30 protein-coding genes are annotated in these 23,798 nt (G+C 74.9%); 13 read left to right on the top strand and 17 right to left on the bottom strand.

The features are described 5' to 3' along the window. The first annotated feature begins 2 nt into the window (after window positions 1-2). Together ENKNEFLB_RS18650 and ilvA are read left to right on the top strand one after the other, a co-directional pair. Complete coding sequence (locus tag ENKNEFLB_RS18650) at window positions 3-1,175, top strand: AI-2E family transporter (RefSeq protein WP_214056738.1); 1,173 nt, start codon at window positions 3-5, stop codon at window positions 1,173-1,175. Continuing rightward, window positions 1,172-2,401: a threonine ammonia-lyase gene (gene ilvA, locus ENKNEFLB_RS18645; RefSeq protein ID WP_214056737.1), complete on the top strand. Its 1,230-nt coding sequence runs from the start codon at window positions 1,172-1,174 to the stop codon at window positions 2,399-2,401. Before ENKNEFLB_RS18650 ends, ilvA begins: the two co-directional genes overlap by 4 nt. A gap of 15 nt (window positions 2,402-2,416) precedes the next feature. Here ilvA and greA read toward each other — a convergent pair whose 3' ends face one another. Next, window positions 2,417-2,920, bottom strand: coding sequence for a transcription elongation factor GreA (gene greA / locus ENKNEFLB_RS18640; protein ID WP_214056736.1), 504 nt, complete (start codon window positions 2,918-2,920; stop codon window positions 2,417-2,419). A 160-nt stretch (window positions 2,921-3,080) separates the two neighbouring features. Beyond that, the gene (locus tag ENKNEFLB_RS18635; protein ID WP_214056735.1) at window positions 3,081-3,485 is read right to left on the bottom strand and encodes a DUF4307 domain-containing protein; all 405 of its coding nucleotides are present in this window, start codon (window positions 3,483-3,485) and stop codon (window positions 3,081-3,083) included. A gap of 129 nt (window positions 3,486-3,614) precedes the next feature. Here ENKNEFLB_RS18635 and mca point away from each other — a divergent pair, with 129 nt between their 5' ends. Together mca and ENKNEFLB_RS18625 are read left to right on the top strand one after the other, a co-directional pair. Next, on the top strand, window positions 3,615-4,484 hold the full coding sequence (gene mca, locus ENKNEFLB_RS18630) for a mycothiol conjugate amidase Mca (protein WP_246536041.1): 870 nt from the start codon (window positions 3,615-3,617) through the stop codon (window positions 4,482-4,484). Between the two features lie 7 nt (window positions 4,485-4,491). Next, window positions 4,492-4,797, top strand: a complete 306-nt coding sequence (locus ENKNEFLB_RS18625) for a hypothetical protein (RefSeq protein WP_214056733.1) — start codon at window positions 4,492-4,494, stop codon at window positions 4,795-4,797. Between the two features lie 8 nt (window positions 4,798-4,805). Here the strand turns inward: ENKNEFLB_RS18625 and ENKNEFLB_RS18620 are convergent, their stop codons facing one another. Genes ENKNEFLB_RS18620 through ENKNEFLB_RS18605 form a run of 4 tightly spaced genes read right to left on the bottom strand, consistent with a single transcriptional unit; the run spans window position 4,806 to window position 9,411 of the window. Next, entirely contained in the window at window positions 4,806-5,432 is a 627-nt protein-coding gene (locus ENKNEFLB_RS18620) for a class I SAM-dependent methyltransferase (protein WP_214056732.1), read from the bottom strand. 1 nt (window position 5,433) lies between these two features. Then, the gene (locus ENKNEFLB_RS18615) at window positions 5,434-6,975 is read right to left on the bottom strand and encodes a fatty acyl-CoA synthetase (protein WP_214056731.1); all 1,542 of its coding nucleotides are present in this window, start codon (window positions 6,973-6,975) and stop codon (window positions 5,434-5,436) included. 43 nt (window positions 6,976-7,018) lie between these two features. Continuing rightward, entirely contained in the window at window positions 7,019-8,896 is a 1,878-nt protein-coding gene (locus ENKNEFLB_RS18610; protein WP_214056730.1) for an alpha-amylase family protein, read from the bottom strand. After that, complete coding sequence (locus ENKNEFLB_RS18605; protein WP_214056729.1) at window positions 8,893-9,411, bottom strand: hypothetical protein; 519 nt, start codon at window positions 9,409-9,411, stop codon at window positions 8,893-8,895. The genes ENKNEFLB_RS18610 and ENKNEFLB_RS18605 overlap by 4 nt, the downstream gene beginning before the upstream one ends. A gap of 134 nt (window positions 9,412-9,545) precedes the next feature. On the opposite strand from ENKNEFLB_RS18605, the gene ENKNEFLB_RS22705 reads away from it, so the two are divergent. From ENKNEFLB_RS22705 to ENKNEFLB_RS18595, 3 genes are all read left to right on the top strand, one after another. Beyond that, window positions 9,546-9,692 carry a GlsB/YeaQ/YmgE family stress response membrane protein gene (locus tag ENKNEFLB_RS22705; RefSeq protein WP_246535659.1) on the top strand — a complete coding sequence of 49 codons (147 nt, stop codon included), beginning with the start codon at window positions 9,546-9,548 and terminating at the stop codon, window positions 9,690-9,692. Beyond that, the gene (locus ENKNEFLB_RS22945; protein ID WP_275955907.1) at window positions 9,689-9,817 is read left to right on the top strand and encodes a hypothetical protein; all 129 of its coding nucleotides are present in this window, start codon (window positions 9,689-9,691) and stop codon (window positions 9,815-9,817) included. Before ENKNEFLB_RS22705 ends, ENKNEFLB_RS22945 begins: the two co-directional genes overlap by 4 nt. A gap of 66 nt (window positions 9,818-9,883) precedes the next feature. Further along, window positions 9,884-11,056, top strand: coding sequence for a cysteine--tRNA ligase (locus ENKNEFLB_RS18595; RefSeq protein ID WP_214056728.1), 1,173 nt, complete (start codon window positions 9,884-9,886; stop codon window positions 11,054-11,056). 41 nt (window positions 11,057-11,097) lie between these two features. Here ENKNEFLB_RS18595 and ENKNEFLB_RS18590 read toward each other — a convergent pair whose 3' ends face one another. From ENKNEFLB_RS18590 to trhA, 3 genes are all read right to left on the bottom strand, one after another. Continuing rightward, on the bottom strand, window positions 11,098-12,954 hold the full coding sequence (locus ENKNEFLB_RS18590) for an MFS transporter (RefSeq protein ID WP_214056727.1): 1,857 nt from the start codon (window positions 12,952-12,954) through the stop codon (window positions 11,098-11,100). Window positions 12,955-13,006: 52 nt separating this feature from the next. Beyond that, a complete protein-coding gene (locus ENKNEFLB_RS18585) occupies window positions 13,007-13,939 on the bottom strand; it encodes a TauD/TfdA dioxygenase family protein (RefSeq protein ID WP_214056726.1) in 933 nt (310 codons plus the stop codon). Window positions 13,940-14,028: 89 nt separating this feature from the next. Continuing rightward, window positions 14,029-14,769, bottom strand: coding sequence for a PAQR family membrane homeostasis protein TrhA (gene trhA, locus ENKNEFLB_RS18580; protein ID WP_214056725.1), 741 nt, complete (start codon window positions 14,767-14,769; stop codon window positions 14,029-14,031). 52 nt (window positions 14,770-14,821) lie between these two features. On the opposite strand from trhA, the gene ENKNEFLB_RS18575 reads away from it, so the two are divergent. The 4 genes from ENKNEFLB_RS18575 (at window position 14,822) to ENKNEFLB_RS18560 (ending at window position 18,892) form a co-directional block, all read left to right on the top strand. Then, complete coding sequence (locus tag ENKNEFLB_RS18575) at window positions 14,822-15,595, top strand: isoprenyl transferase (RefSeq protein WP_214056724.1); 774 nt, start codon at window positions 14,822-14,824, stop codon at window positions 15,593-15,595. A gap of 261 nt (window positions 15,596-15,856) precedes the next feature. Next, window positions 15,857-17,251 (top strand): PhoH family protein, encoded by a 1,395-nt coding sequence (locus ENKNEFLB_RS18570; protein WP_275955906.1) that lies wholly within the window; start codon window positions 15,857-15,859, stop codon window positions 17,249-17,251. Window positions 17,252-17,480: 229 nt separating this feature from the next. Further along, window positions 17,481-18,230: an aggregation-promoting factor C-terminal-like domain-containing protein gene (locus ENKNEFLB_RS18565; RefSeq protein WP_214056723.1), complete on the top strand. Its 750-nt coding sequence runs from the start codon at window positions 17,481-17,483 to the stop codon at window positions 18,228-18,230. Between the two features lie 143 nt (window positions 18,231-18,373). Next, window positions 18,374-18,892 (top strand): hypothetical protein, encoded by a 519-nt coding sequence (locus tag ENKNEFLB_RS18560; RefSeq protein WP_214056722.1) that lies wholly within the window; start codon window positions 18,374-18,376, stop codon window positions 18,890-18,892. 75 nt (window positions 18,893-18,967) lie between these two features. Here ENKNEFLB_RS18560 and ENKNEFLB_RS18555 read toward each other — a convergent pair whose 3' ends face one another. From ENKNEFLB_RS18555 to ENKNEFLB_RS18525, 7 genes are read right to left on the bottom strand one after another with little or no spacing between them, the layout of a single operon-like run. Further along, entirely contained in the window at window positions 18,968-19,552 is a 585-nt protein-coding gene (locus tag ENKNEFLB_RS18555) for a hypothetical protein (RefSeq protein ID WP_214056721.1), read from the bottom strand. Next, on the bottom strand, window positions 19,549-20,106 hold the full coding sequence (locus ENKNEFLB_RS18550; RefSeq protein WP_214056720.1) for a DUF6286 domain-containing protein: 558 nt from the start codon (window positions 20,104-20,106) through the stop codon (window positions 19,549-19,551). Before ENKNEFLB_RS18550 ends, ENKNEFLB_RS18555 begins: the two co-directional genes overlap by 4 nt. Next, window positions 20,103-20,501 carry an Asp23/Gls24 family envelope stress response protein gene (locus ENKNEFLB_RS18545; protein WP_214056719.1) on the bottom strand — a complete coding sequence of 133 codons (399 nt, stop codon included), beginning with the start codon at window positions 20,499-20,501 and terminating at the stop codon, window positions 20,103-20,105. Before ENKNEFLB_RS18545 ends, ENKNEFLB_RS18550 begins: the two co-directional genes overlap by 4 nt. After that, window positions 20,494-20,670 (bottom strand): DUF2273 domain-containing protein, encoded by a 177-nt coding sequence (locus tag ENKNEFLB_RS18540; RefSeq protein WP_214056718.1) that lies wholly within the window; start codon window positions 20,668-20,670, stop codon window positions 20,494-20,496. Before ENKNEFLB_RS18540 ends, ENKNEFLB_RS18545 begins: the two co-directional genes overlap by 8 nt. A 49-nt stretch (window positions 20,671-20,719) precedes the next feature. Then, complete coding sequence (locus ENKNEFLB_RS18535) at window positions 20,720-21,046, bottom strand: hypothetical protein (protein ID WP_214056717.1); 327 nt, start codon at window positions 21,044-21,046, stop codon at window positions 20,720-20,722. Beyond that, window positions 21,043-21,327 carry an Asp23/Gls24 family envelope stress response protein gene (locus ENKNEFLB_RS18530; RefSeq protein ID WP_214056716.1) on the bottom strand — a complete coding sequence of 95 codons (285 nt, stop codon included), beginning with the start codon at window positions 21,325-21,327 and terminating at the stop codon, window positions 21,043-21,045. The genes ENKNEFLB_RS18535 and ENKNEFLB_RS18530 overlap by 4 nt, the downstream gene beginning before the upstream one ends. A gap of 7 nt (window positions 21,328-21,334) precedes the next feature. Continuing rightward, entirely contained in the window at window positions 21,335-21,850 is a 516-nt protein-coding gene (locus ENKNEFLB_RS18525) for an Asp23/Gls24 family envelope stress response protein (RefSeq protein WP_214056715.1), read from the bottom strand. A 116-nt stretch (window positions 21,851-21,966) separates the two neighbouring features. Here ENKNEFLB_RS18525 and ENKNEFLB_RS18520 point away from each other — a divergent pair, with 116 nt between their 5' ends. Next, on the top strand, window positions 21,967-22,536 hold the full coding sequence (locus ENKNEFLB_RS18520; protein ID WP_214056714.1) for an RNA polymerase sigma factor: 570 nt from the start codon (window positions 21,967-21,969) through the stop codon (window positions 22,534-22,536). Next, on the top strand, window positions 22,527-23,090 hold the full coding sequence (locus tag ENKNEFLB_RS18515; RefSeq protein WP_214056713.1) for a hypothetical protein: 564 nt from the start codon (window positions 22,527-22,529) through the stop codon (window positions 23,088-23,090). Before ENKNEFLB_RS18520 ends, ENKNEFLB_RS18515 begins: the two co-directional genes overlap by 10 nt. Before the next feature lie 39 nt (window positions 23,091-23,129). On the opposite strand, the gene ENKNEFLB_RS18510 is transcribed toward ENKNEFLB_RS18515, so the two are convergent. Further along, on the bottom strand, window positions 23,130-23,795 hold the full coding sequence (locus ENKNEFLB_RS18510; RefSeq protein WP_214056712.1) for a class I SAM-dependent methyltransferase: 666 nt from the start codon (window positions 23,793-23,795) through the stop codon (window positions 23,130-23,132). Window positions 23,796-23,798: the final 3 nt, after the last annotated feature.

The raw sequence follows: 23,798 nt of genomic DNA, 5'->3' as shown, positions 1-23,798 counted from the left end.
CGATGCCGTCGAGCCCCGCACCGCACGACCGCGCCCCCGAGCAGGTCCGGGCCCGCGGTGGCGCCGGGGTGCCGTGGGGCGTCGACCTCGCGGCCGCCTGGTCCTGGCGGCTGCTGCTGGTCGCGGCCCTCGGGTGGGTGCTGGTCCAGCTCGTCGCGACCTACGCCGTGCTGGTGCTCCCGCTGGTGATCGCGGTGCTGCTCGCCGCGCTGGCCGACCCCGCGGTCCGGCTGCTCACGCGGTGGCTGCCGCGCAGCCTCGCCGCGCTGCTGGTCGTGCTCCTGGGCCTCGTGGTCGTGGGCGGCCTGCTCGGCTTCGTCGGCCAGCAGATCGCCACCGGTGCCTCCGACCTGGCCACCTCGGCCGCCGAGGGCATCGAGCAGGTCCGCACCTGGTTGGTCGAGGGGCCCCTCGACGCCGACCAGTCGCAGGTGGATGACGCGGTGGCCACCCTGCGCGACGCGGTGGCCTCCTTCGCCGGTGACGGTGCGCTGCAGCAGGCGCTCGCGGTCGGCTCGAGCGCCGGCAACGCCGTCATCGGGTTCTTCCTCGCCCTCTTCGCGCTGTTCTTCTTCCTGGCCGACGGGCAGCGGATCTGGGCCTGGGCGGTCCGGCTGGCCCCGCGCGCCGCGCGCGGCCCCGTCGACTCCTCGGGCCACGTCGCCTGGACGACGCTGACCCACTACGTCCGGGCCACCGTGGCGGTCGCCCTGGTCGACGCGATCGGGATCACCGTCTGGGCCGCCGTCCTCGGGGTGCCGTTCCTGGCCGCGATCTTCGTGCTCACGTTCCTCGGCGCGTTCATCCCGGTCGTCGGCGCCACCCTGGCCGGCGCGGTGGCCGTCCTGGTCGCGCTGGTCGACGGAGGGTTCACCACCGCGGTGGTCATGCTCGTCGGCGTCCTGGTCGTGCAGCAGGTCGAGTCGAACCTGCTCCAACCGTTCCTGATGGGCCGGTTCGTCTCCGTCCACCCGCTGGGGGTGCTCGTCGCGGTCACCGCCGGAGGCCTGGTCGCCGGGGTGTCGGGTGCGCTGGTCGCCGTCCCCCTGGTGGCCACCGCCAACGCCGTCGTGCTCCACCTCGCCGGCCACGACCCGACCGAGCCGTCCGCCCCCCACCCCGACCCCCACCCCGACCCCGACCCCGACCCCGACCCCGCGCAGGAGACCCGATGACCGAGCCCGTGACCAGCCCGCCGCTCGCGCTCGGCCTCGCCGAGATCCAGGCCGCCCGCGAGGTGCTGCGCGGGGTGTCGGTGGAGACCCCGATGGAGCGGTCGCGCTGGCTCTCGGCGCTCTGCGGCGGCCCGGTGCACCTCAAGTGCGAGAACCTCCAGCGCACCGGCTCCTTCAAGGCCCGCGGGGCCTACTACCGGATGGCACGCCTCACCGAGGCCGAGCGCGCGAACGGCGTGGTGGCGGCCTCGGCCGGCAACCACGCCCAGGGCGTCGCCCTGGCCGGGCAGCTGCTCGGCATCCACGCCACGGTCTTCATGCCCGAGGGCGCACCGATCCCGAAGGAGCGGGCGACCCGGGGGTACGGCGCCGACGTGGTCTTCGAGGGCCGCTACATCGAGGACGCGCTGGTCGGGGCACGGCGCTTCGCCGAGGAGACCGGGGCGGTGCTGATCCACCCCTTCGACCACGCCGACATCATGGCCGGCCAGGGCACCTGCGGCCTCGAGGTCGCCGAGCAGGCGCCGGAGGCGCGCACCGTGCTGGTGCCGACCGGCGGCGGTGGCCTCATCGCGGGCGTCGCGATCGCGCTCAAGGCGCTGCGGCCCGACGTGCACCTCGTGGGGGTCCAGGCCGAGGGCGCGGCGGCGTACCCGACCTCGCTCGAGCAGGGCGCCCCGGTCGCCCTGACCTCGATGCGCACGATGGCCGACGGCATCGCCGTCGGCATGCCGGGCGAGCTGACCTTCGCGGCGGTGCGCGACCTCGTCGACGAGGTCGTCACCGTCTCGGAGGACTCGATGTCCCGCGCTCTCGTAGCGCTGGTCGAGCGGACCAAGACCATCGTGGAGCCGGCCGGTGCGGCCGCGGTGGCCGCGCTGCTCGACCACCCCGACCGCTGGAGCACCCCGCTGGTCGCGGTGCTGTCCGGGGGCAACATCGACCCGTTGCTGCTGGGCAAGGTGATCCGGCACGGCATGGCGGCCGCCGGGCGCTACCACGCGATGCGGGTCAACATCCCCGACGTGCCCGGCGGCCTGGCCGGGCTGCTGCTGGAGGTCTCCGACGCCGGTGCCAACGTGCTCGAGGTCGTGCACGAACGCACCTCGCCCACGTTGCACGTGGGCGAGGTGGAGGTGCTGCTGCAGCTGGAGACGCGGGGCCAGGACCACTCGGAGCGGCTGCTGGCCCGGTTGCGCGAGCGGGGCTACCGGGTCACCGGCTGACCCGCCCGCCGGACCTCAGCCGGCGAAGGGGACCGCGTCGACGATCTCGATCTTGAGCGTGCGGCCGTTGGGCGCCTCGAAGTCGATCGTCTCGCCCTTGGCGGCGCCGTCCAGCGCCGCGCCGAGCGGGGACTGCGGGGAGAAGACCTCGACGTCGGCCTCGTCGTCGTCGATGTCGCGCGAGCCGAGCAGGAACTGCTCGGTCTCGTCGTCGCCCTGGTAGCGGTAGGTGACGACCTTGCCGGCGGAGACGCGGCCGTCGTCGGCGGCGGGCTCGGTGGTCGCCTGGCGGAGCATGTCCTCGAGCTGGCGGATGCGGCCCTCCATCTTGCCCTGCTCGTCCTTGGCCGAGTGGTAGCCGCCGTTCTCCTTCAGGTCGCCCTCGTCACGCGCGGCACTGATCCGGGCGATGATCTCGGCGCGCAGCGGGCCCTTGAGCTCCTCGAGCTCGGCGTGCAGGCGGTCGTGCGTCTTCTGGGTCAGCCACACGGTGCTGGCGGGCTGGCTCTGCTCGGTCATGCGGACTCCTGGTGGTACGGGACGTCCCTCGCCAGGCGATGTGTGCCTGGGCGGGAGGGACGGCCGGCGACGGGTGGCGGGCGCTTCCCCGGGGTTCCGGGGTGGCCCGGCGGGCGGTCAGACCGACCACCCTAACAACACCGACGGCCGCCGGGAGGCTTCAGCGGGGGCGCGGCTGGGAGGTCGTGGTGCAGCCCAGGGACTCCACCGACGTGGCCAGCCGGTCGGTGCGCAGCTGCTGCTCGTAGCGCTGCCCCTCGGCGGGGGCGACCTCGAAGGCGATCTCGCCGACCACCGAGTGGTCCTCGGCGAACGCGCGGAGCCGGCACAGTCCGGTCACGCCGTCCTCGACCTCGACGTCCACGGTGGCGTCGACCGTCCGGGCGTCGAGGACGTCGAAGGAGACCAGCTGCGACTGCACCTCGGGCTCCGAGTGGTAGATCGTGGCCCAGGCCAGCCAGGCGGCGAACGCGGCCACCACCACGCCCACGCCGGCCAGCAGCGCACGCCTGCGCCAGGGCGCGGGGGCGCCGTACCGGGCGTCGAGGTCGACCTGTTCGCTCACCACCCCAGGATGACAGGTGGGGTGAGACCTACCATGAGAGCCATGTCGCAGCATGCCGAGTCGCAGCACCCCGGCCCGTCGCACCACGACGGCGCCACCACCAGCGGTCCCAGCGCGGGACTGCGCCTCATGCACGTGCACGCCCACCCCGACGACGAGTCGAGCAAGGGTGCGGCCACCACGGCCCGCTACGTCGCGGAGGGCGCCGAGGTGCACGTGGTGACCTGCACCGGCGGCGAGCGCGGCTCGATCCTGAACCCGCGGATGGACCGCCCGGACGTGCTGGAGAACATGAGCGAGGTGCGTCGCCAGGAGATGGAGCGGGCCCGCGACATCCTGGGCATCCACCAGGAGTGGCTCGGCTTCGTCGACTCCGGCTGGCCCGACGGCGACCCCAAGCCCCCGCTGCCCGAGGGCTGCTTCGGCCTGGTCCCGCTCGAGGAGGCCGTCGAGGCGCTGGTCCGGATCGTGCGCCGGGTCCGCCCCCACGTGATGACGACCTACGACGAGCGCGGTGGCTACCCCCACCCCGACCACGTCCGCTGCCACGAGGTCAGCGTGGCCGCCTTCGAGGCCGCGGCCGACCCGACGCGGTTCCCCGACGCGGGCGAGGCCTGGCAGGTCGCCAAGCTGTACTACCACCACTCCTTCAACCGTGAGCGGATGCAGTCGTTGCACGACGCGACGCTCGCGCACGGCCTGGAGTCGCCGTGGGCCGACCGCCTCAAGGAGTGGGTGCCGGAGCCGGAGTGGGACGCGCGGGTCACCACCAAGGTGCCGTGCGGGGAGTACTTCGGCGTCCGCGACCAGGCGCTGCTGGCCCACGCCACCCAGATCGACCCCGACGGCCACTGGTTCGCCATCCCGCGCGAGGTGCAGCAGAAGACCTGGCCGACCGAGGACTACGAGCTGGTGACCAGCCACGTCGACGCGCCGGTCCCCGAGGACGACCTGTTCGCCGGCGTCCGCGCCGGGGCCCCCAGGGCCTCCGTGGGATGATGGGGCCATGGACCTGCTCGTGACGCTGTGGCAGCTCGACCCCACCCCCGAGCCGGACGACGTGGTCGCCGGCTGGGGCGCCTTCGGCATCTTCGGTCTCGGGATCCTGACGATCGCGCTGCTCGGCTGGAGCCTGGTGCACCGGCTGCGCAACGTCGACGCGGCGGAGGAGAAGGGGCTCTACGACCCCACCGACCGCAAGCCCCACGAGGGCGTCCCCCAGGACGCGCCCCCGCCGCCGCGCGCCCGTGGTCTCCGGGCGCAGCACGCGCCGCAGCAGCACGACCCGCAGCAGGACGACCCCCGCGACTGACCCGGCCCTCAGGTCCGGACGCAGCGGACCAGGCAGTCCCAGGCGGTCGCCGCCTGCTCGCCCGGTCGGGCGTGGGTGCCGTGCGGGTGCACCTGCCGCGCCACCCGCTCGGCCCGGAGCACCTCCGGCGCCCGGTCGGCGAGGTCGGCCAGCACGTCCTCGGCGGTCATCAGCACCGTCGGGTCCTGCGGCCCGCCGGTGCCCTCGGCGAGGTTGCTCCGGTCGTGGGCGACGAGCAGGAACGTCCCGCCCGGTCGCAGGGCGTCGTACGCCGTCCGCACCGCGGCCCGGCGCTCCCCGTCCTCCAGCTGCAGGTAGGCCAGCACGACGAGGTCCTGGTCGGCCGGCGGCGACCAGGTGGTCGCGTCGGCCTGCTGCCAGGTGACCCGGTCGCCGTGCTCCTGCTCCGCGGCCAGCGCCCGGCCCTTGTCGAGCGCCACGGCGGAGAAGTCCGCGGCGGTCACCGTCCAACCCCGCCCGGCCAGCCAGAGGGCGTTGCGGCCCTCGCCGCAGGCGACGTCGAGCGCGCGGCCCGGAGGTAGGCCGGCGCACTCCTGCGCCACGGACGCGTTCGGCTCGACCGACCACACCAGGTCGCGTCCGGCGTACCGCTCGTCCCAGACGCCCGCGTCCACCTCAGCCGCCGACCTGGTCGCGCAGCACCCGCTTGAGCAGCTTGCCGGACTGGTTGCGGGGCAGCTCGTCGACCAGCAGCACCTGCTTGGGCACCTTGAAGCCGGCCAGCGACCCCCGGGCGTGGGCGACCAGCGCCCCGGGCGCGTCCTCGGGGCCGAGCGTGGCGTCGGGACGGAGCACCACGAAGGCGGTGACGGCCTCGATCCACCGCTCGTCCGGCGTGCCGACGACGGCGACCTCGGCCACCGCCGGGTGGGTGTAGAGGACGTCCTCGACCTCGCGGGAGGCCACCAGCACGCCGCCGGTGTTGATGACGTCCTTGATCCGGTCGACGACCGTCAGGTAGCCCTCCTCGTCGACGCGGACCAGGTCGCCGGAGTGGAACCACCCGTCGGCGAAGGCCTCGGCGGTCGCCTCGGGGGCGTCCCAGTAGCCCTCGCACAGCTGCGGCGAGCGGTAGAGGACCTCGCCGCTCCCGCCGGGCTCCACGTCGGCACCGGTCTCGTCGACCACCCGCACCTCGACGAAGAGCACCGGGCGCCCGCAGGAGCTCGGCCGCTCGGCGTGCTCCTCGGGACGCAGCACGGTGGCCAGCGGTCCGATCTCGGACTGCCCGAAGCAGTTCCACACCGTGAGGTCCGGCAACGCGTCGGTCAGCCGTGCCAGCACCGGCCCGGGCATGATCGAGGCGCCGTAGAACGCCTTGCGCAGGCTGGAGAGGTCGCGGGTGGCGAAGTCGGGGTGGTTGGTCAGCGGCACCCACACGGTGGGGGCCAGGAAGACCGCGCCCAGCCGGCGCTCCTCGACCAGGCGGAGCACCTCCGGCACGTCGGGCGCCTCCATCAGGTGGTTCACCGCCCCGACCGCGAGGTAGGGCATCAGGAACACGTGCATCCCGGCGGAGTGGTAGAGCGGCATCGGGTGCAGCGGCTCGTCGCCCTCGCGCAGCTCGAGGGCGACCACGCAGGAGACGTACTCGTGGACCAGGGCGCGGTGCGTCATCATCGCGCCCTTGGGCCGCGAGGTGGTGCCCGAGGTGTAGAGCAGCTGCACCAGGTCAGCGTCGACCACCGGCGGCTCCCCGGCGGGCAGCACGGAGGTCGGCACCGGCCCGGACGTCGCCCGCTCGAGCAGCGAACCGGCCTCGTCGCGCAGCGCCAGCACGGTCCCGACCGCCAGCCCCGCGGCGTCGTACTGGGCCCGCAGGCCCGGGTCGACCAGGGCCGCCACCGAGCCGGACTGCTCGACGAGGTAGCCCAGCTCCTCCCCGGTCAGCGCGTAGTTGACCGGCACGTGCACCAGCCCGGCGCGCGCGCAGCCGAGGAACCCCAGCAGGTAGGCGTCGGAGTTGCGCCCGTACGCCGCCACGCGGTCGCCGCGGGCCAGGCCGAGGTCGCGCAGGGCCACGGCTGCCCGGCTCACCGCGTCGTCGAGCTCGCGGTAGGTCCAGGTGCGGTCGGCGAAGCGGAGGGCGACCCGGTCGGGGTGCCGGCGCGCGCTGCGCGCGAGGACGTCGTCGACGGTGCTGGAGCGGACGGACATCGGACCTCCGGGGGAGCGCGGGTGGGGCGTGACCCCGGTCACGCTAGTGGCTGAGGGTGGGGTCCTCGTCGGTCAGCCACGAGGCGCCGCACGGCGGCAGCACGACGTGGTCGCCCTCGGAGCGCACCGGCCGGCCCCCGGCGAGGTGGTCGAGGACCGCGACGCCGTGGCCGAGGCCCGCGGCGTGGAGCGCCGACCACGGCACGTGGCGCTGCTCGGCGGTCATGTTGTAGAGCCCGACGAAGGCGCCGAGCGGGTGGCGTCGCAGCACCGCGAGCACGCCCGGCGCGGGCGGGTCGAGCACCTCGGCGGAGGTGGCGGCGTGCAGGTGCGGCAGCCGGGCGCGGGTGGCGAGCAGGTCGCGGAGCCGGGGGAGGACGCCGTACGGGTCCGGCAGCGACCCGTCGGGGGCCCACGGCATCGGGGGCCGGTGCGCCCACCGGTTGTCCTCGGCGTGGGCGGGGTCCTCGGCCCACGCCGGGTCGTTCAGCAGCGCGACCTCGTCGCCCATCCACAGCACCGGCACGCCGCCCCAGCCCGCGACGACCGCGTGCAGCAGGACGACGCGGTCCGGGCCGTACGGGTCCCCGGCCTCGACGCCGGCCAGCGAGGCCAGCGACCCGGACGTGCGCTTGTCGCCGGTCTCGGGGTGGTGCTGGAAGACCAGCCCGCGCGACCACGACCCGGGGTGGGTGCCGTCGTACCAGTCGGCCAGGAACCGCCGGTGCGCCTGGCCGGAGAGGCCGACCGCGGCCGCGTCCTCGTCGTCGATCGCCCACCCGATGTCGTCGTGGCAGCGGGCGTAGGTGATCCAGGCCGTCGAGGCCGGCGGCGACGGCAGCTGCTGCAGGGCGTGGGAGGACAGCGTGGTGTCGCCCGAGGCCAGCATCGACCACAGGTGCACCATCAGCGCGTTGTGGTAGGCGAGGTCGCTGACCTTGCCGTGGTGCCGGCCCCGGCCGAGGTAGGCCGGCAGGTCCTGCGGTCCGACGATGGCCTCGGCCAGGAAGACCACCGCCGGGCAGGCGATCCGCGCCACGCAGCGCAGCGCCTGGGTCAGCGCGTGCACCTCGGGCTGGTTCTGGCAGTCGGTGCCGAGCCGCTTCCACAGGAACGCGATCGCGTCCAGGCGGAGCACCTCGGCGCCGGTGTTGGCCAGGAAGCACACGATGTCGGCCATCTCGACCAGCACGTCGGGGTTGGACCAGTCGAGGTCCCACTGCCAGGCGTTGAAGGTGGTCCACACCCACGCGCCGAGCTCGTCGTCGAAGGTGAAGGAGCCCGGGGCGAAGTCGGGGAAGACCTCCGGCAGCGTCTCCTCCCAGCGGTCCGGCTCGGTGCGGTCGGGGTAGGTGCGGAAGTAGGCCTGGTAGCGGGGGTCGCCGGCGCGCGCCGCGGCCGCCCAGGGGTGCTCGCGGGCGACGTGGTTGACCACCAGGTCCAGGCACAGGCTGATGCCCTCGGTGCGCAGCAGCCGCGTGAGGTCGCGCAGGTCGTCGACGGTGCCGAGGTCCGCGCGGACCCGGCGGTGGTCGGCCACGGCGTACCCGCCGTCGTCCGGCCCGGGACGCGGCTCGAGCAGCGGCATCAGGTGCAGGTAGGTGACCCCGAGGTCGCGCAGGTGGCCGACCCGTTCGCCGACCCCGGCCAGGGTGCCGCCGAAGCGGTCCGCGTACGCGGCGTACCCGACCGTGCCGGGCCGCTGGAACCAGTCGGGGGCCAGGGAGCGGCGCAGGTCGAGGCGGTGCAGGTCGTCGGGGCGGTCGGCGTAGCCCGCCGCGGCCACCGCGAGCAGCCGGTCGGCCACGGCGTCGGGGTCGTCGTAGACGAGGGCGAGGGCCTCGCGGAGGTCGGGCAGCCAGCGCTCGACGCGCGCGTCGAGGACGTCCTGCCGGTACCCCGCACCGGGCGCCTGGCTCATGCCGGGACCGGCGCCATCCCGCGCTCGTCGTGCGTGACGACGGGCCAGGGGCCGCGCAGGGACGCCAGCGAGGCGGCGACCTGCGCCGCGACCTCGCCGGCCAGCGCGGCGACGGCGTCGGCGTCGGCCAGCAGCGGCCCGCGGTCGGCCTCGGGCGCCCCGGCCACCAGGGAGGGCAGGTCGCGCAGCCGGGCGGCCAGCCAGCCCTCGGGGTCGGCGGACAGGTCCTCGTCGAAGACCCGCTCGCCCGGCTCGCCGTCGTGCATCACGGGGTGCCAGTGCACCCGGTCGGCCGCACCGGGGGCGGACTCCAGCAGGTCGACCCGGCAGACCGGCGGGGCGAGGGCGAGGGCCGGTGAGGAGTAGAGCGAGCCCTCGGCGGTGACGGTGACGGGACGCACCTCGAGGCGGACGCCGCGTTCGCGCACGCCCGGCTGACCGGCCAGGGCGGGATCGGCGAAGTCGGTCTCGCGCAGGGTCAGGGCGAGGTGGTCGAGGAGCCAGACGCGTTCCATGGTCGTGATCCTGCCGGGTCCGGCCTCCCGGGGGAACCGGGAGGGTGAGACTGGTGGGGTTCGTGGGGCCTATCGTGAGAGCGGGGCACTCCCGTCCTGGGTGGTGCTGCCACACCTAGGGAGAGGAACCCACCATGCAGATCATCGGACTGCTCGTCGTCGGACTCATCATCGGCGCGCTCGCTCGTCTCATCAAGCCCGGCAAGCAGGCGCTCGGCCTCGTCGGCACCCTCGTGCTCGGCGTCGTGGGCGCCCGATCGGTGGCGTCATCGCCAGCTTGATCGGGACCGGCGACATCTTCGAGCTGAACATCATCGGCTTCGTCGTCGCCGTCATCGCCGCCTTCCTGCTCATCGGCGTCGCCGAGGGCGCCATGGGCAAGAACAAGACCAAGTCGCGCGTCTGACCTCCACGGCCGCGCCGTGACCGACGCGCGGTCTCCCACCCTGCTCCCGGGTGGGAGACTGGCGTCATGGCCGCACCGTTGATCCCCGCCGTGACCGACCCGTCGCACCGGGTCGGCCCGACCCCCTCCCGCCCTGCCTCGGTCACCCTCTCCGGCCGGCGGCTGGGGGTCGTCGGCTCCGCCCGGATCTACGTCTGCGGGATCACCCCGTACGACGTCACACACCTCGGCCACGCCGCCACCTTCGTGTGGGCCGACCTGCTGGCCTCCGCCCTCGCCTCCACCGGTGTGACGCCGGAGGTCTGCCGCAACGTCACCGACGTCGACGACGTGCTCTCGGCGGCCGCCCGCGAGCGGGGCCGGCACTTCGACGAGCTCGCGCTCACGCAGGAGGCCGTCTTCGAGCAGTCGATGCGCGCCCTGCGGGTCGCCACGCCGGCCGCCCAGCCGCGCGCCCGCCATCACGTGCAGGCCGTGCAGCAGCTGGCGCAGGGCCTGCTGGACGCCGGCGCCGCCTACGAGCACGACGGCACCGTCTGGTTCCGCGGTGCCGGGGTCGCCGCCACCGCCGGGCTCGACGAGGCGACCGCCCGCGCGCTGCTCGAGGCGTACGCCGACCCGACCGACGCCCCCGGTCAGCAGCACCCGCTCGACGTCGCGGTGTGGCGACCGTCGGTCGACGACGCCCCCGCCTGGGCCAGCCCGTGGGGCTGGGGCCGTCCGGGATGGCACGCCGAGTGCGCCGCGATGGCCGTCGACGTCCTCGGCCCCTCCGTCGACGTCCTCGTCGGCGGCGAGGACCTGCGCTTCCCGCACCACGCCTACCAGGAGGCGATGGCCGAGGCGGTGACCGGCGTCCGGCCCTTCAGCCGCGCGCACCTGCACGTCGGCACCGTGCGTACCGGCGGCGAGAAGATGGCCAAGTCCACCGGCAACCTGGTCCTGGTCGAGACCGTCCTGGCCGACCACGAGCCGGCCGTCCTTCGCCTGCTGCTGCTCGACCGCCCCGTCGGCGATCCCTGGGACTACGACGAGTCGCTGCTCGAGGGCGCCGCCGAGCGCCTCCGCCTGCTGTACGCCGCCGCGGGCCGCCCCGGTGGCGGCGGCGAGCAGGCCGGGCTGGCCGTGGCGCGCGCCCGCGAGGACCTCGACGTGACCGGCGCCGTCGACCTGGCGCTTGAGGTCGGCGGCGAGTGCGCCCGCCGGCTGATCTCGCTGCTCCGCCTCGGCGCGGCCTGAGCCCGCCGACCCGTCAGGGCTGGCCGGTCAGGGGTGGCTGGTCAGGGGTGGCTGGGCGCCGGTGGTGCGCCCGGCACCTCCAGCGCGACGTCGTCGACGTAGCAGTAGAACCACTCCTCGCCCGGCTCGAACGAGCGGACCACGGGGTGGTCGGCCAGGTGCGCGTGCGCGGTGGCGTGCCGGCCCGGTGAGGAGTCGCAGCAGCCGACGTGGCCGCACTCCTGGCAGAGCCGCAGGTGCACCCAGGGCCCGCCGTCGGCGAGGCACTCGACGCACCCCGACGAGCCCGGCTCGGGCGGGGTCGGGTCGACCAGGTGGGTGCAGGCCGGGGCGGCCTGATCGGGGGCGGTGGTGGACATGGCGGTCTCCTCGGGGTCGAGCGTCAGCAGGGTGAGCGGGACGGGGTCGCAGTCGGCGTGCCCGGCCGCGTCGACGCGGGTGGCCAGCGGCGGTCCGCCGACGCCGGCGCAGTGGCGCAGCTGCAGCGGCGGGGCGGGCGGGGTCGTGTCGTCGGCCCCCAGGACGTCGTCGCGGACGGTGAGCGCGGCGAGCGCCCCGCCGGCGAGGAGGACCGCGGCCGAGATCAGCAGCGCGGTGCCGAACCCGGCGTCGAAGGCGACCGGGTCGGCGTAGACCCGGCCGTCGAGCCCGGCCAGCACCGGGATCGCGGCCACCGCGACCAGCCCGGCGGTCCGCGCCACCGCGTTGTTGATCCCCGAGGCCGCCCCGGCGTGCTCCGGGGGCGCCGCGGCGAGCGCGGTCGCGGTCAGCGGCGAGACCATCGTCGCCAGCCCGAGGCCGAGGACCACGACCGCCGGCAGCACGTCGGCGGCGTACGACGCCCCGGGCCCGATCCGCAGCATCAGCACCACGCCGGCCGCGGCCACCACCGGGCCGGCGGCCATCTGGCGGCGCGGGCCGATCCGGGCCGCGAGCGCGCCCGAGCGGGGGGACAGGACCAGCATCAGCGCGGTGACCGGGAGCAGGGCCGTCCCGGCGACGACCGGGGAGAAGCCGGACACGACCTGCAGGTGCACCACCAGCAGGAAGAAGATCGCGCCGAAGCCGCCGTAGACCACGAAGGTGACCGCGTTCGCGGCCCGCAGCTGAGGCGCGGCGAAGACGGCCAGCGGCAGCATCGGGCTCGCCACCCGACGCTCGACCGCGACGAACAGCAGCGCCGCGAGCAGCCCGAGGCCGCCGGCGACGACGGTCGCGGGACCCGGGCCGGTCTCCCCGGCCGAGATCAGCGACCAGGTCAGCGCGCCGAGCGCGAGCGCCCCCAGCACCGCGCCGCCCAGGTCGAGCCGGCCGTGCTCGGCGGGGCCCCGGGACTCCGGCACGTGGCGCAGCGTCACCCAGACCACCAGGGCGGCCAGCGGCACGTTGACCAGGAAGACCCACCGCCAGGACCCGAGCTCCACCAGTCCGCCGCCGACGAACGGACCGATCGCGGTGGCCACGCCGCCGAGACCGGACCAGGCCCCGATCGCGCGGGCGCGGTCACCGGGGCCGAAGGAGGCCTGGATCATGGCCAGGCTGCCCGGCGTCAGCAGCGCGCCCCCGACGCCCTGCAGCGCGCGGGCGCCGACCAGGGCCCACCCGGTGGGGGCGAGGCCGCAGAGCAGGGAGCCGACCGCGAACCAGACCACGCCGACCAGGAACACCCGCCGCCGGCCGTACCGGTCGCCGAGCACGCCGCCGAGCAGGATGAAGGACGCCAGGGTCAGCGCGTAGGCCGAGACCGTCCACTGCAGGGTGGTGAAGTCGGCGTCGAGGGACTCCCCGATCGCGGGCAGCGCGACGTTCACGACGGTGGCGTCGATCCCGGCCAGGCCCGAGCCGAGGACGGCGGCCAGGAGCAGCCACCGCCCCGCGGCGGAGTCGAGGGTCAGCACCCCCGCAGCGTCCCACGCGGCGGGCCGCCGGGGGAGTCCTGTGCAGGCCGGGTCAGCTGATCAGCGCGTCCAGGTTCGAGTACGCCGTGGCGTCGCCGTGGAGGACCTCGCTGCGACGGCCGTCGACCGAGACCGGGACGTCGCCGGCGACGGTGATCCGGCGGACCTCGCGGGGCTGCGTGCCGAAGTCGGCCACGGCGTAGTGCTGCGTGGCGCGGTTGTCCCAGATCGCCACGTCGCCGGTCTGCCAGGTCCACCGGATCGTGTTCTCCAGCCGGGTGACCCGGTTCTGGAGCAGGTTGAACAGCTCGGCGGACTCGCGCCCGTTGAGGCCCTCGAAGGACTTCACGAACTGGCCCAGGACCAGGGAGCGCTCACCGGTCTCCGGGTGCACGCGCACGACCGGGTGGCGGGTCTCGAAGCGGGTGCGGGTGAACTCGGCGCGGTCGAAGACCTCGCTGTCCTCGTAGGAGGTGGGGTTCTCGGTGTCGGCGGCGTAGTCGTACTCGTTGGTGTGGACCGCCCACAGCTCCTCGACCAGGGCCTGGAGCGGGCGCGGCAGGGCGTCGTAGGCGGTGACGGTGTTGGCCCAGACGGTGTTGCCGCCGTACTCCGGGATGGTGACGCCGCGCAGGACGCTGAAGGCGGGGACGCGGTCGACGAAGGTGACGTCGGTGTGCCAGGAGTTGGCGGCCATCCCCTTGGTGGCGTTGACGCTGAGGACCTTGGCGCTGCCGGTGTTGACCGTCGGGTGGGCGCTGGTGAGCGGGCCGAGCTTCTCGGCGAAGGCGATCTGGCCCTCGTCGTCGAGGTGGTGCTGGCCGCGGAGGAAGACCACCTTGTGCCGCAGGATCGCGTCGCGGACCGCCGCGACGTCGGCGTCGGAGGTGTCGGCGCCGAGGCGGACGTCGTCGATGCGGGCGCCGATACGGCCCCCGAGCTGCTGGACGGAGGCGGACCGGGTGTGGGCGAGGGCGAGGTTCATGCACCTAGAGTACACAAACCTTATCAATTCACTCTACTAAAACCGACGCACGGCGGGCGCCGCACCGGCAGGCCCCGGAGCGGGCCCGCTCAGCGCAGCGAGTAGGTGGCCAGCGAGACCCCGATGTAGTGCGCGGCGAAGGCGACGATGGTGAAGGTGTGGAAGATCTCGTGGAAGCCGAACCAGCGCGGCCACGGGTTGGGCCTCTTGAGGCCGTAGACCACGCCCCCGACGGTGTAGAGGCCGCCACCGACGATGATCATGACGAAGGCGGCGACGCCGAGACCGACGCCGAGGTCCAGGGCGCCGTCGAAGAAGGACGGGATGAAGAACACCGCGGCCCAGCCCAGGGCCAGGTAGATCGGCACGTAGAGCCAGCGCGGGGCGCCGGTCCAGAACACCCGGAAGAGCACACCCAGGATCGCGCCGGACCACACCACCACCAGCAGCACGGTCTGCTCCGTACCGTCGAGCAGGATCACGCTGAACGGCGTGTAGGAGCCGGCGATCAGCAGGAAGATGTTGGAGTGGTCCATCCGCCGCAGCAGCCGCCAGGTCGCCGGCGACCACGTGCCGGTGTGGTAGACCGCCGACACGGTGAAGAGCAGGACGCCGGTGCCGCAGAAGATCGCGTTGGCGACCTTGGTCTCGACCGTCGGCGACAGCAGGACCAGCACGATGCCCGCGGCCAGGGTCAGCGGTGCCGTGCCGAGGTGGAGCCAGCCGCGCAGGCGGGGCTTGACCTCGGCGAGGACCTCGTTGATCTGGTCGCCGAGGTGGTCCAGGCCCTGGCGGGCCCTGTCCTGCGCACGGTCGGCGGCCTCGTTCATGGGTCGAGCCTAGCGGGGCCGCGACGGGCTCCGGCGCGGCTACCATCGGCGGGTGGTCGACTGGAAGCGGGGCGTGCGCCGGGTGCTCTACCCGGCCTACGAGGCACGGATGGTGCGGCGGATGCCGCAGCACCTGCCGCACCACGTGGGCGTGATGCTGGACGGCAACCGCCGCTGGGCCCGCACCGTCGGCCGGGACTCCGCCCACGGGCACCGTGCCGGTGCCGCCAACATCGAGCCGCTGCTGGAGTGGTGCGACGAGGTGGGCATCGAGGTGGTCACCTTGTGGCTGCTGTCCACCGACAACCTGAACCGGCCCGACGCCGAGCTCGGCCCGCTGCTCGAGATCATCGAGGAGGCGGTCGACTCCCTGGCGCGGCGGGGCCGGTGGCGCCTGCACCCGGTGGGCGCCCTGGACCTGCTCCCGCCGGCGACGGCCGAGCGGCTGAAGGCGGCCGCCGAGGCCACGGCGGACGTGGACGGCTCGCTGGTGAACATCGCCGTCGGGTACGGCGGGCGCCGTGAGATCACCGACGCGGTCCGCTCGCTGCTCCACGAGCACGCGGCGCGGGGAACCACGCTCGAGGAGCTGGCCGCGGTGCTCGACGTCGAGCACATCGCCGACCACCTCTACACCAAGGGCCAGCCCGACCCGGACCTGGTGATCCGCACCTCGGGCGAGCAGCGGCTCGGCGGGTTCCTGCTGTGGCAGAGCGCGAAGTCGGAGTTCTACTTCTGCGAGGCCTACTGGCCCGAGTTCCGCAAGGTCGACTTCCTGCGGGCGATCCGGGCCTACGCCCAGCGCGAGCGCCGCTTCGGCTCGTAACACGCGGTTCACCTCGCGGACGGGCGTGTCGGCCCACGGCGGCCCGCACCCGGGCGTACTTTCACCAGCAATGGCGGGTGGGGAAGCCCGCCATACTGGGAGGCTCGTTCGTGGCAGCTCACGACCTGGAACGATCGTCGGCCCCGGCCGACGGTGGTCCCGGACGCCGGCACTCCGGCGGTCGCGCGCGCTCCCGGTCCGAGAGCAGCAGCGACGAGGGCCGGGGCGAGGAGTGCGCGCGCGGTCCTGTGAGGAACCACCGTGACCGTCACCGCGTCCAGCACCGCGCCCAGTACTGCGTCCAGCACCGCGTCCTCCCGCACGCCCCGCCCCGCCCCGGTCCGGCCTGAGCCCGTCCCGGGCCGACGGACCTACGTCGTCGACACCAGCGTCCTGCTGGCCGACCCCGGTGCCCTGCGCCGCTTCGCCGAGCACGAGGTCGTCCTGCCCGTCGTGGTCGTCACCGAGCTCGAGGGCAAGCGCCACCACCCCGAGCTCGGCTTCTTCGCCCGTTCCGCCCTGCGCCTGCTCGACGAGCTGCGCGTCGAGCACGGCCGGCTCGACGAGCCGGTGCCGGTGGGGGAGGACGGCGGCAGCGTCCGGGTCGAGCTCAACCACACCGACGCCTCGTCGCTGCCCTCGGGCTTCCGCCTGGGTGACAACGACACCCGGATCCTCGCCGTGGCGCGCAACCTGGCCGACGAGGGCTTCGAGGTCACCCTGGTCTCCAAGGACCTGCCGCTGCGGATCAAGGCCTCCGCGGTCGGGCTGGACGCCGAGGAGTACCGCGCCGAGGCGATCAGCGACTCCGACACCGGCTACACCGGGATGGCCGAGCTCGACGTGGCGGCCGCCGACCTCGACGAGCTGTACGACGACGGCGTCCTCGACCTCGACGCGGCGCGCGGCCTGCCCTGCCACACCGGGCTCGTGCTGCTCTCCGAGCGCGGCACCGCGCTCGGCCGGGTCGGGCCCGACAAGCAGGTGCACCTCGTACGCGGCGACCGGGAGGCCTTCGGGATCCACGGCCGCTCCGCCGAGCAGCGCGTCGCGCTGGAGATGCTGCTCGACCCGGAGGTCGGCATCGTCTCGCTCGGCGGCCGCGCCGGGACCGGGAAGTCGGCGCTGGCACTGTGCGCCGGGCTCGAGGCCGTCCTGGAGCGCGGGCAGCACCAGAAGGTCGTCGTCTTCCGCCCGTTGTTCGCGGTCGGCGGGCAGGAGCTGGGCTACCTGCCCGGCTCGGAGGCGGAGAAGATGGGGCCGTGGGCCCAGGCCGTCTTCGACACGCTGGGCTCGATGGCCTCGCGCCACGTCATCGACGAGGTGCTGGCGCGCGGGATGCTCGAGGTGCTGCCGCTGACCCACATCCGGGGCCGCTCGCTGCACGACTCGTTCGTGATCGTCGACGAGGCGCAGTCGCTGGAGCGCAACGTGCTGCTCACGGTGCTCTCGCGGATCGGGGCCAACTCCAAGGTGGTGCTGACCCACGACGTGGCGCAGCGCGACAACCTGCGCGTCGGTCGGCACGACGGCGTGGTGGCGGTGGTGGAGAAGCTGAAGGGCCACCCGCTCTTCTCGCACACCACGCTGACGCGTTCGGAGCGGTCGCCGATCGCCGCCCTGGTCACCGAGATGCTGGAGAACATGACCGTCTGAGGCGCTCCAGCTGGGACGCACGGGACGCACGGGGCGCACGGGGCGGACGAGGCCCGTGCGTCCCGTGGCGTGTGACCTACGTCCCGTTATCCCCCGGTCGGGTGGTTCGGTTTTGGACCACCGGGACTCCTCAGGCATGGTGTGCCGAGATCTTTTCGTGACCTGAGCGGGTCGAGGCCGATCGGCCGGGCCCGCCACTGCCGCCCAGACCATCGGGGATCCCGCACCTGTGAGCAAGCACGTCAAGCACGTCCCGAAGCACCGTTCCGCACCCGTCCGCCCGGCCCTCGAGGTCCCGCGGCGCGCCGTACGCACCACGCTGGTGCTCTCCGCCGTGGCGGTCGCCGCCACCGGGGTGAGCGTCGGAGCAGGAGTGCTGGGCGGTCAGGGTGCCGTGCTGGAGACCGCGGGCGCCTCGGTGGGCGACGCCGCCACCGACCGCGGGAGCGACCAGGCCGCCGGAGCGGCGGGCGCCCTCGACGCCCCCGTCTCGGAGCAGGCCACCGAGCAGGCCTCGGAGCAGGCCTCGGAGCCGGCCGGCCTGCAGGCCGCGGAGCTGGGCGAGCGCGAGCCGGTCGTCAGCCGCTCGGACCGGCGCGCCGAGGCCGACCCCGCCAAGGCGGAGGCGCTGGCCGCCGAGGTCGCCCCGGCGATGACGGCCTCCGAGACGCTGTCCGACGACGACCCGCGGGAGATCGCCCAGGCGCTGCTGCCCGAGTTCGGGTTCTCCTCGGACCAGTTCTCCTGCCTGGACAGCCTGTGGACCAAGGAGTCCGGCTGGGACCCCTACGCCGACAACCCGAGCTCGTCGGCCTACGGCATCCCGCAGTCCCTGCCCGGCGAGAAGATGGCCTCCGCCGGCCCCGACTGGGCCACCAACCCCGCCACCCAGATCCGCTGGGGCCTGGGCTACATCCAGGACAGGTACGGCAGCCCCTGCAGCGCCTGGTCCCACAGCCAGGCCGTCAACTGGTACTGAGTAGCCGCGCCCACGCCCTGAACGGGTGAGGGGGGCCGTGCCGGTACCGCTACGTTCTTACGGTGTAAGCCGCCGGGTCTTGCCCGGCGCCTCGCCCGGAGCGCACGCGCGGGCGGGACCACGACCGCACACGGAGGACCCTGATGAACACCACGGCTGTCGCCAAGGGGGCCGCGACCACCGCCACGGCCTCGCTCAAGGACCGCGCCGAGCACGCCGCCCACGACCTGGTCGTCCAGGCCCAGGACGCCTCGAAGCAGGCGCAGGCCGTCTCGAGGAAGGCCCAGAAGACGGTCCCCGCCGCCCTGGAGTCCCACCTGGACCTCGCCCGGGACCGCGCGCTCGAGGCCGTCGGCCGGACGAGCCGTCGTCAGCAGCGTCGCCGCCGTCGACTGGTGACCGTCGGCCTCGTGGTCCTCGGCGCCGGCGTCGCGTGGCTCGCGCTCAACCGCGCCCAGGACACCGACACCGTGCAGCAGGCCCGCTCCGAGTTCGAGGACAAGGCCGCCGAGGCCAAGCGCAGGGCCGAGTCGAAGGCTGAGGAGGTCGCCGACAAGGCCCAGGACGCCGCCTCCACGGCGGCCGACAAGGCCAAGCACCTCGCGGACGAGGCGGAGACCAAGGCCCAGGAGGGCGCCGAGGACCTGCGTCCTCGCGACTGACCCGCAGCACCGCGACGGCCCCGGGGACCAGCTGGTCCCCGGGGCCGTCGTCGGTGCGTGCCGCGGTCTCCGGTCTCAGCCGTCGAGGCGCACCCGGTCGGTGCGGTCCCGGCGGGCCCGCTGGGGGGCCTCGAGCACGACCCGGACGGTGACGTCGTCGTCGGGGAAGGCGGCAGCGACTTCGTCGTGCGCGGCCGCGACGGCGGCCGTCAGGACCTGGGGGTCGGCGTCCTCGGTGACGTGGGCGTCGACGAGCAGCACGTCACGGCCACCGAGGCGGCGCACGGATCCGCCGGCCCCGGTCACCGGTGCCTGCGTGCCCAGCCGGTCGGCCACCGAGTCCGCCACCGAGCGCAGGTCGACCTCGAGCCGACCGGTCGGGCCGCTGGCCCCGAGGCGCCTCGTGGTGGCCGGTGGTCGTCCGACGCGGCGGAGCAGGCCCCGCAGGGCGAGCAGTCCGAGGAGCACGCCGACGACGGCGACCAGCCACGGCCCCCAGGGGCTCTCGAGGACCTCGACGGTGGGGCCGAGGTCGACGGTGTCGGGGTAGCGGCCGACCACGGCGTACTCGCGGTCGAGCAGGACCAGCCCGGACCCGAGCAGGACCAGGCCCAGGAGCAGCACCCAGAGCCGGTCGACGGTGCGGAGGCGGTCGGTCATCGGGGGAGCTCCTTGCTGGTCGAGGTGACCACGACACGGGCCGGCGTCATGGCGGAGACGTCCCGGTCCACCGCGGCCTGCGCCTCGCGGCCGACGGCGGCGGCGTCGCCGTGGGCGCGCACCGCGACCCGGACGCGGCGCCGGCCGGCGCGGGCCGTACGGGCCTCCAGCACCCCGGCGGAGCGGTCGGCCACGGCCCGGGCCAGCGCGGCCAGCGCGGCCGGGGTGATCCAGAGGTCGAGCGCGTCCACGCTCGAGCGCAGGTGGGTGCGGCGTGCCGGCAGCAGGCCGAGCAGCAGCATGAGGACGCCGAGCGCGACGAGGACGACGCCGGCGACGACCCCGCCGGCGCCGCTGCCGGCGCCGTCGAGCGACCCGGCGACCGAGGCGGTCCACGAGGTGCCGGACGCCCAGCCCTGGGTGACGACGAGGTCGCGCACGGTGACGACGGCCAGGGCCACCACGAGCAGGCGCAGGACGAGGGCGACGACCGAGGCCAGCGGCCGGCCGCGGGGGGCGGTGGCGGCGGGTGTGCCGCTGCGGGTGGCGCTCATCGGGCCCGCCCCCGGTCCGGCTCGGTGACGGTGACGGCGTGCACGGTCACGTCGACGCTGGTGATGCTGAGCCCCGACAACGACGAGACGCGGTCACGGACCCGGTCGCGCACGTCCGCGGCGACCGCGCTGAGGTCGGCCGGCCAGTGGCAGGCGACGTCGAGGGAGACCCGCGCGTCGTGGTCGTGCACGCTCAGGGAGGCCCGGGGCAGGTCGCCGCCGCGGACCCTGCCCAGCGTGGTGCGGTGGCGCACGCTGCCTGCGGCCTCGAGCGCGGCCCGCTCGACGAGGTGGGCCAGCGCGCGGGTGCGAACGTCGAGGGTGCCGCGCTCCTCGGGGCGCACCTCGGGGCGCACCTCGGCGCGCACCGGCGTGGAGGTGGACAGGTCAGCCACGACGACCCCGCAGGAGGGCGCGCAGGTCGACCTGGCCGTCCAGGTGGCCGCCGACGAGGTAGCCGACGGCGCCGAAGACCAGGCCGAGCAGCAGGCCGGTGAACCCGCCGGCGACGACGGCGATGGCGAGGAGGAGCCCGGCGATCAGGCCGAGGGACGAGGTGGTCATGTGGTGCTCCTGTCATGGGTGGAACAGAGGGTGGGAGGGCGGACCCGGCTCAGAGGTCGGTGTAGCGGCGGGCCCCGGGGAACGAGCGCGGCAGCCGGGCACGCAGCCCGCCGACCAGGCGTACGCCCCCCGCGGCCACGACGGCGGCCGCGGTGATCGCCCGGTGGCGGCGCAGCACCACGACCGGCTCGCTACCGGACGGGGTCGAGGTCGAGGCCGGGGAGGTGGCCGGGGAGGTGGCCGGCGACTCGGCGGCGGCCATGGCGCGCCGGAACGCCTCCGGGTCGCCGCCGAGGTCCGGGTGGTGCCGGCGCGCCGCGGCCCGGCGCCGGGCCCGCAGGGCCGCGGCCTCGTCGGGGTCGGGGTGGTCGCTCATGCCGGCGGTGCGACGTCCTCGACGGTGACGTCGACCCGGCCGGCGACCAGGCCGCGGACGGCGTCCCGCACCCGGTCGGCCGTCTCGACGACGGGCGAGCCGAAGCTCAGCACGACGTGCACCTCGCAGTCGTCGTCACGCAGCCGGAGCCCGCCGATGCGACGACCGGGGAGGTAGGTCGCCACCTCGCCGAGCACGCCCGCGTGCAGGCCGACCACGCCCTCGACGGCCAGGACGGCCGCCTCGAGCCGGTCGACGAGGTCGACCTCCGGGCCGCTCACGGTCGACTCACTGGACCCGCGGCGGGTTCTGCGCGCCGTCGGGGTCGTCGGAGCCGTCGTCCATGAAGACGTCGTGGACGGTGATGTTGACCTCGGTGACCTCCAGGCCCGTCATCCGCTCCACCGAACCCACGACGTTGCGCCGGATGGCGGTGGCCAGGTCGGTGATCGCCACGCCGTACTCCGCCACGATGTCGAGGTCGACGGCGGCCTGGCGCTCGCCCACCTCGACGGCGACGCCCTGCGTCAGATTGGTGCGCGAGCCCGGGATCCGCTCGCGGAGCGCGCCGACGGCGCGGGCCGCGCCCCCGCCGAGGGCGTGCACGCCGTCGATCTCGCGGGCGGCGATGCCGGCGATCTTCGACACGACGGTGTCGGCGATCGAGGTGCGGCCCTCGGACGGGGTGCTCGGCACGGCCACGTCGGTGCGGGTCGGACCGGTCGTCGTCGTGCTCACCGACGTCGTGGGGGCTGCGGTGGCGGTCGGGGTGGCGGTCGGGGTGCTGGTGGTGGAGTCGCTCATCTCGGGTGACCTCTTCGTCTGGGGGACGGGACGCGGGGTAGTCGTGCGCCGCGGCCGGATCGTCACGCGCCTGCCCGGGTGACCTGCGTCATGCTCCCGTCGGTCACGATAGTCGCGTGCCCGACGACGGCTCGTCCTACGACGAGGCCTCCGACGAGGCGCTGGTGCGTGCGGCGCGCACCGGTGACGAGGAGGCGTTCGCCGTGATCGCGGCCCGTCACGGGCCGGGGTTGTACCGCTACGCCGAGCGGCTGGTCGGGGGCAGCAGCGCCGACGCGGCCGAGGTCGTGCAGGAGGCGCTGATCTCGGCGTGGAAGGGGCTCGGCTCCTTCGAGGGGCGCTCCAGCCTGCGGACCTGGCTGTTCCGTCTCACCCACCGCCGCGCGGTCGACCTGCAGCGGCACCGGCGACCCGTCCCCGTCGACGACGAGCTGCTCTCCCACACCATCCGCCCGGCGGCCGACAACCCTCTCCAGCACGTGCTGGACGAGGAGCTGCTGGCCGCCCTGCAGACGGCGCTGGACGAGCTGCCCTGGCACCAGCGCGCCGTGTGGCTGCTGCGGGAGTCCGAGGGCATGAGCTACGACGAGATCGCCACCGCCCTCGCGCTGCCCGTCGGCAGCGTCCGGGGGCACCTGCACCGTGGTCGCAAGACCCTGGCCGAGAGGATGGCGCGATGGCGCTAGGACCCGAGACGGACCCCGTCGACCCCGTCGACCCCGAGGGCCCCGTCGACCCCGAGGACCCCGTCGACCCCCAGGACCCGGTCGTCCGTGCCACCCGCGAGCTGCGGCGTCGCGCCGAGGCCGACGAGGCGCCCGAGGGCTGGCCCGCGGTGGCGCAGACCGTGCGGCAGCGGGTGCGCTCCTCCGTGGCGCCGGCCGACCCCGTGCTCGTGGTGGGCACCCCCGCCGATCCCGCGGCCACCGTGCGTGACGACCGCGGGTCCCGCACGTACGTCTCCTCGCGCGTGCTGGAGGCGTCGTTGCGGCGACTGCTGCGTCGCGAGCCGACGCACGCCCCGGAACGGATCACGCTCCGGGTCGAGGACGAGCGGCCGGCACAGGTCGCGGTGGAGCTGACCTGCTCCTACGGCACCGACCTCCACGCGCTCGCCGAGGAGGTCCGGGCCGACGCCCGGGCGGTGCTCGCCGAGACGGTCGGGGTCGGCGCGGGGCCCCCGGTGCCGGTCACCGTCGTCGTGGTCGACGTGGTCGCGGGCGATCCCCGGCGGGTCTGAGCGGGGCGCCGCAACCGTCACCTCGAGGCGCCGCGAGCGTCATCTCGGCTGTCCGGGAGCGTCATCTCGGCGGGGGACGCGGGCGTGGAGCAGGTAACGCTCGTCGGTGACCGGGCCGCCCCACAGGTCGTCGCGGTCCGCCAGCTGCTCGACCTGCGGTGCGTCGGCGCCGGCGACGTGGTCGGCCACGAGACGGACCGTGGTCGCGGCGTCCAGGCCGCCGCCGGTGTGCCAGCGCCCCTCGACGAGCAGCAGCAGGCCGCCGGGACGCAGCAGGCGGCCCCACGCGGCCAGGGCGGCGGCCGGGTCGGGCAGCGCCCACAGGACGTGCCGGCAGAGCACCACGTCGGCCGATCCGGGCCCGTACGACGGGTGGCCGGCGTCGCCCTCCACCACCGTCACCCGGTCCCCGACGCCGGCGGCGTCGGCCTTGGCCCGGGCGGCGGCCACCATCGCCGGGGCCAGATCGGTGCCGCGCACCCGGTGGCCCCGCTCGGACAGCAGCACCGCCAACGAGCCGGTGCCGCAGCCGAGGTCGACGACGTCGGCCGGCGCCGGCGGCAGGTGGGGCTCGAGCAGCGCACGCCACGCCTCGCGGACGTCCGGGTCGAGCAGGCCGTGGTCGGGCTCGGCGTCGAAGTCGGCCGCCGCGGCCTGCCACTGCGCGCGCTGCGAGGCGAGGCGGTCGGCCGCGGGGGTGGTCATCGG

Source organism: Nocardioides aquaticus (assembly GCF_018459925.1).
GTDB classification, from domain to species: Bacteria; Actinomycetota; Actinomycetes; order Propionibacteriales; family Nocardioidaceae; genus Nocardioides; species Nocardioides aquaticus.
The sequence above is the reverse complement of the archived record's forward strand: the minus strand, read 5'-3'. Positions and strand labels throughout refer to the sequence as shown.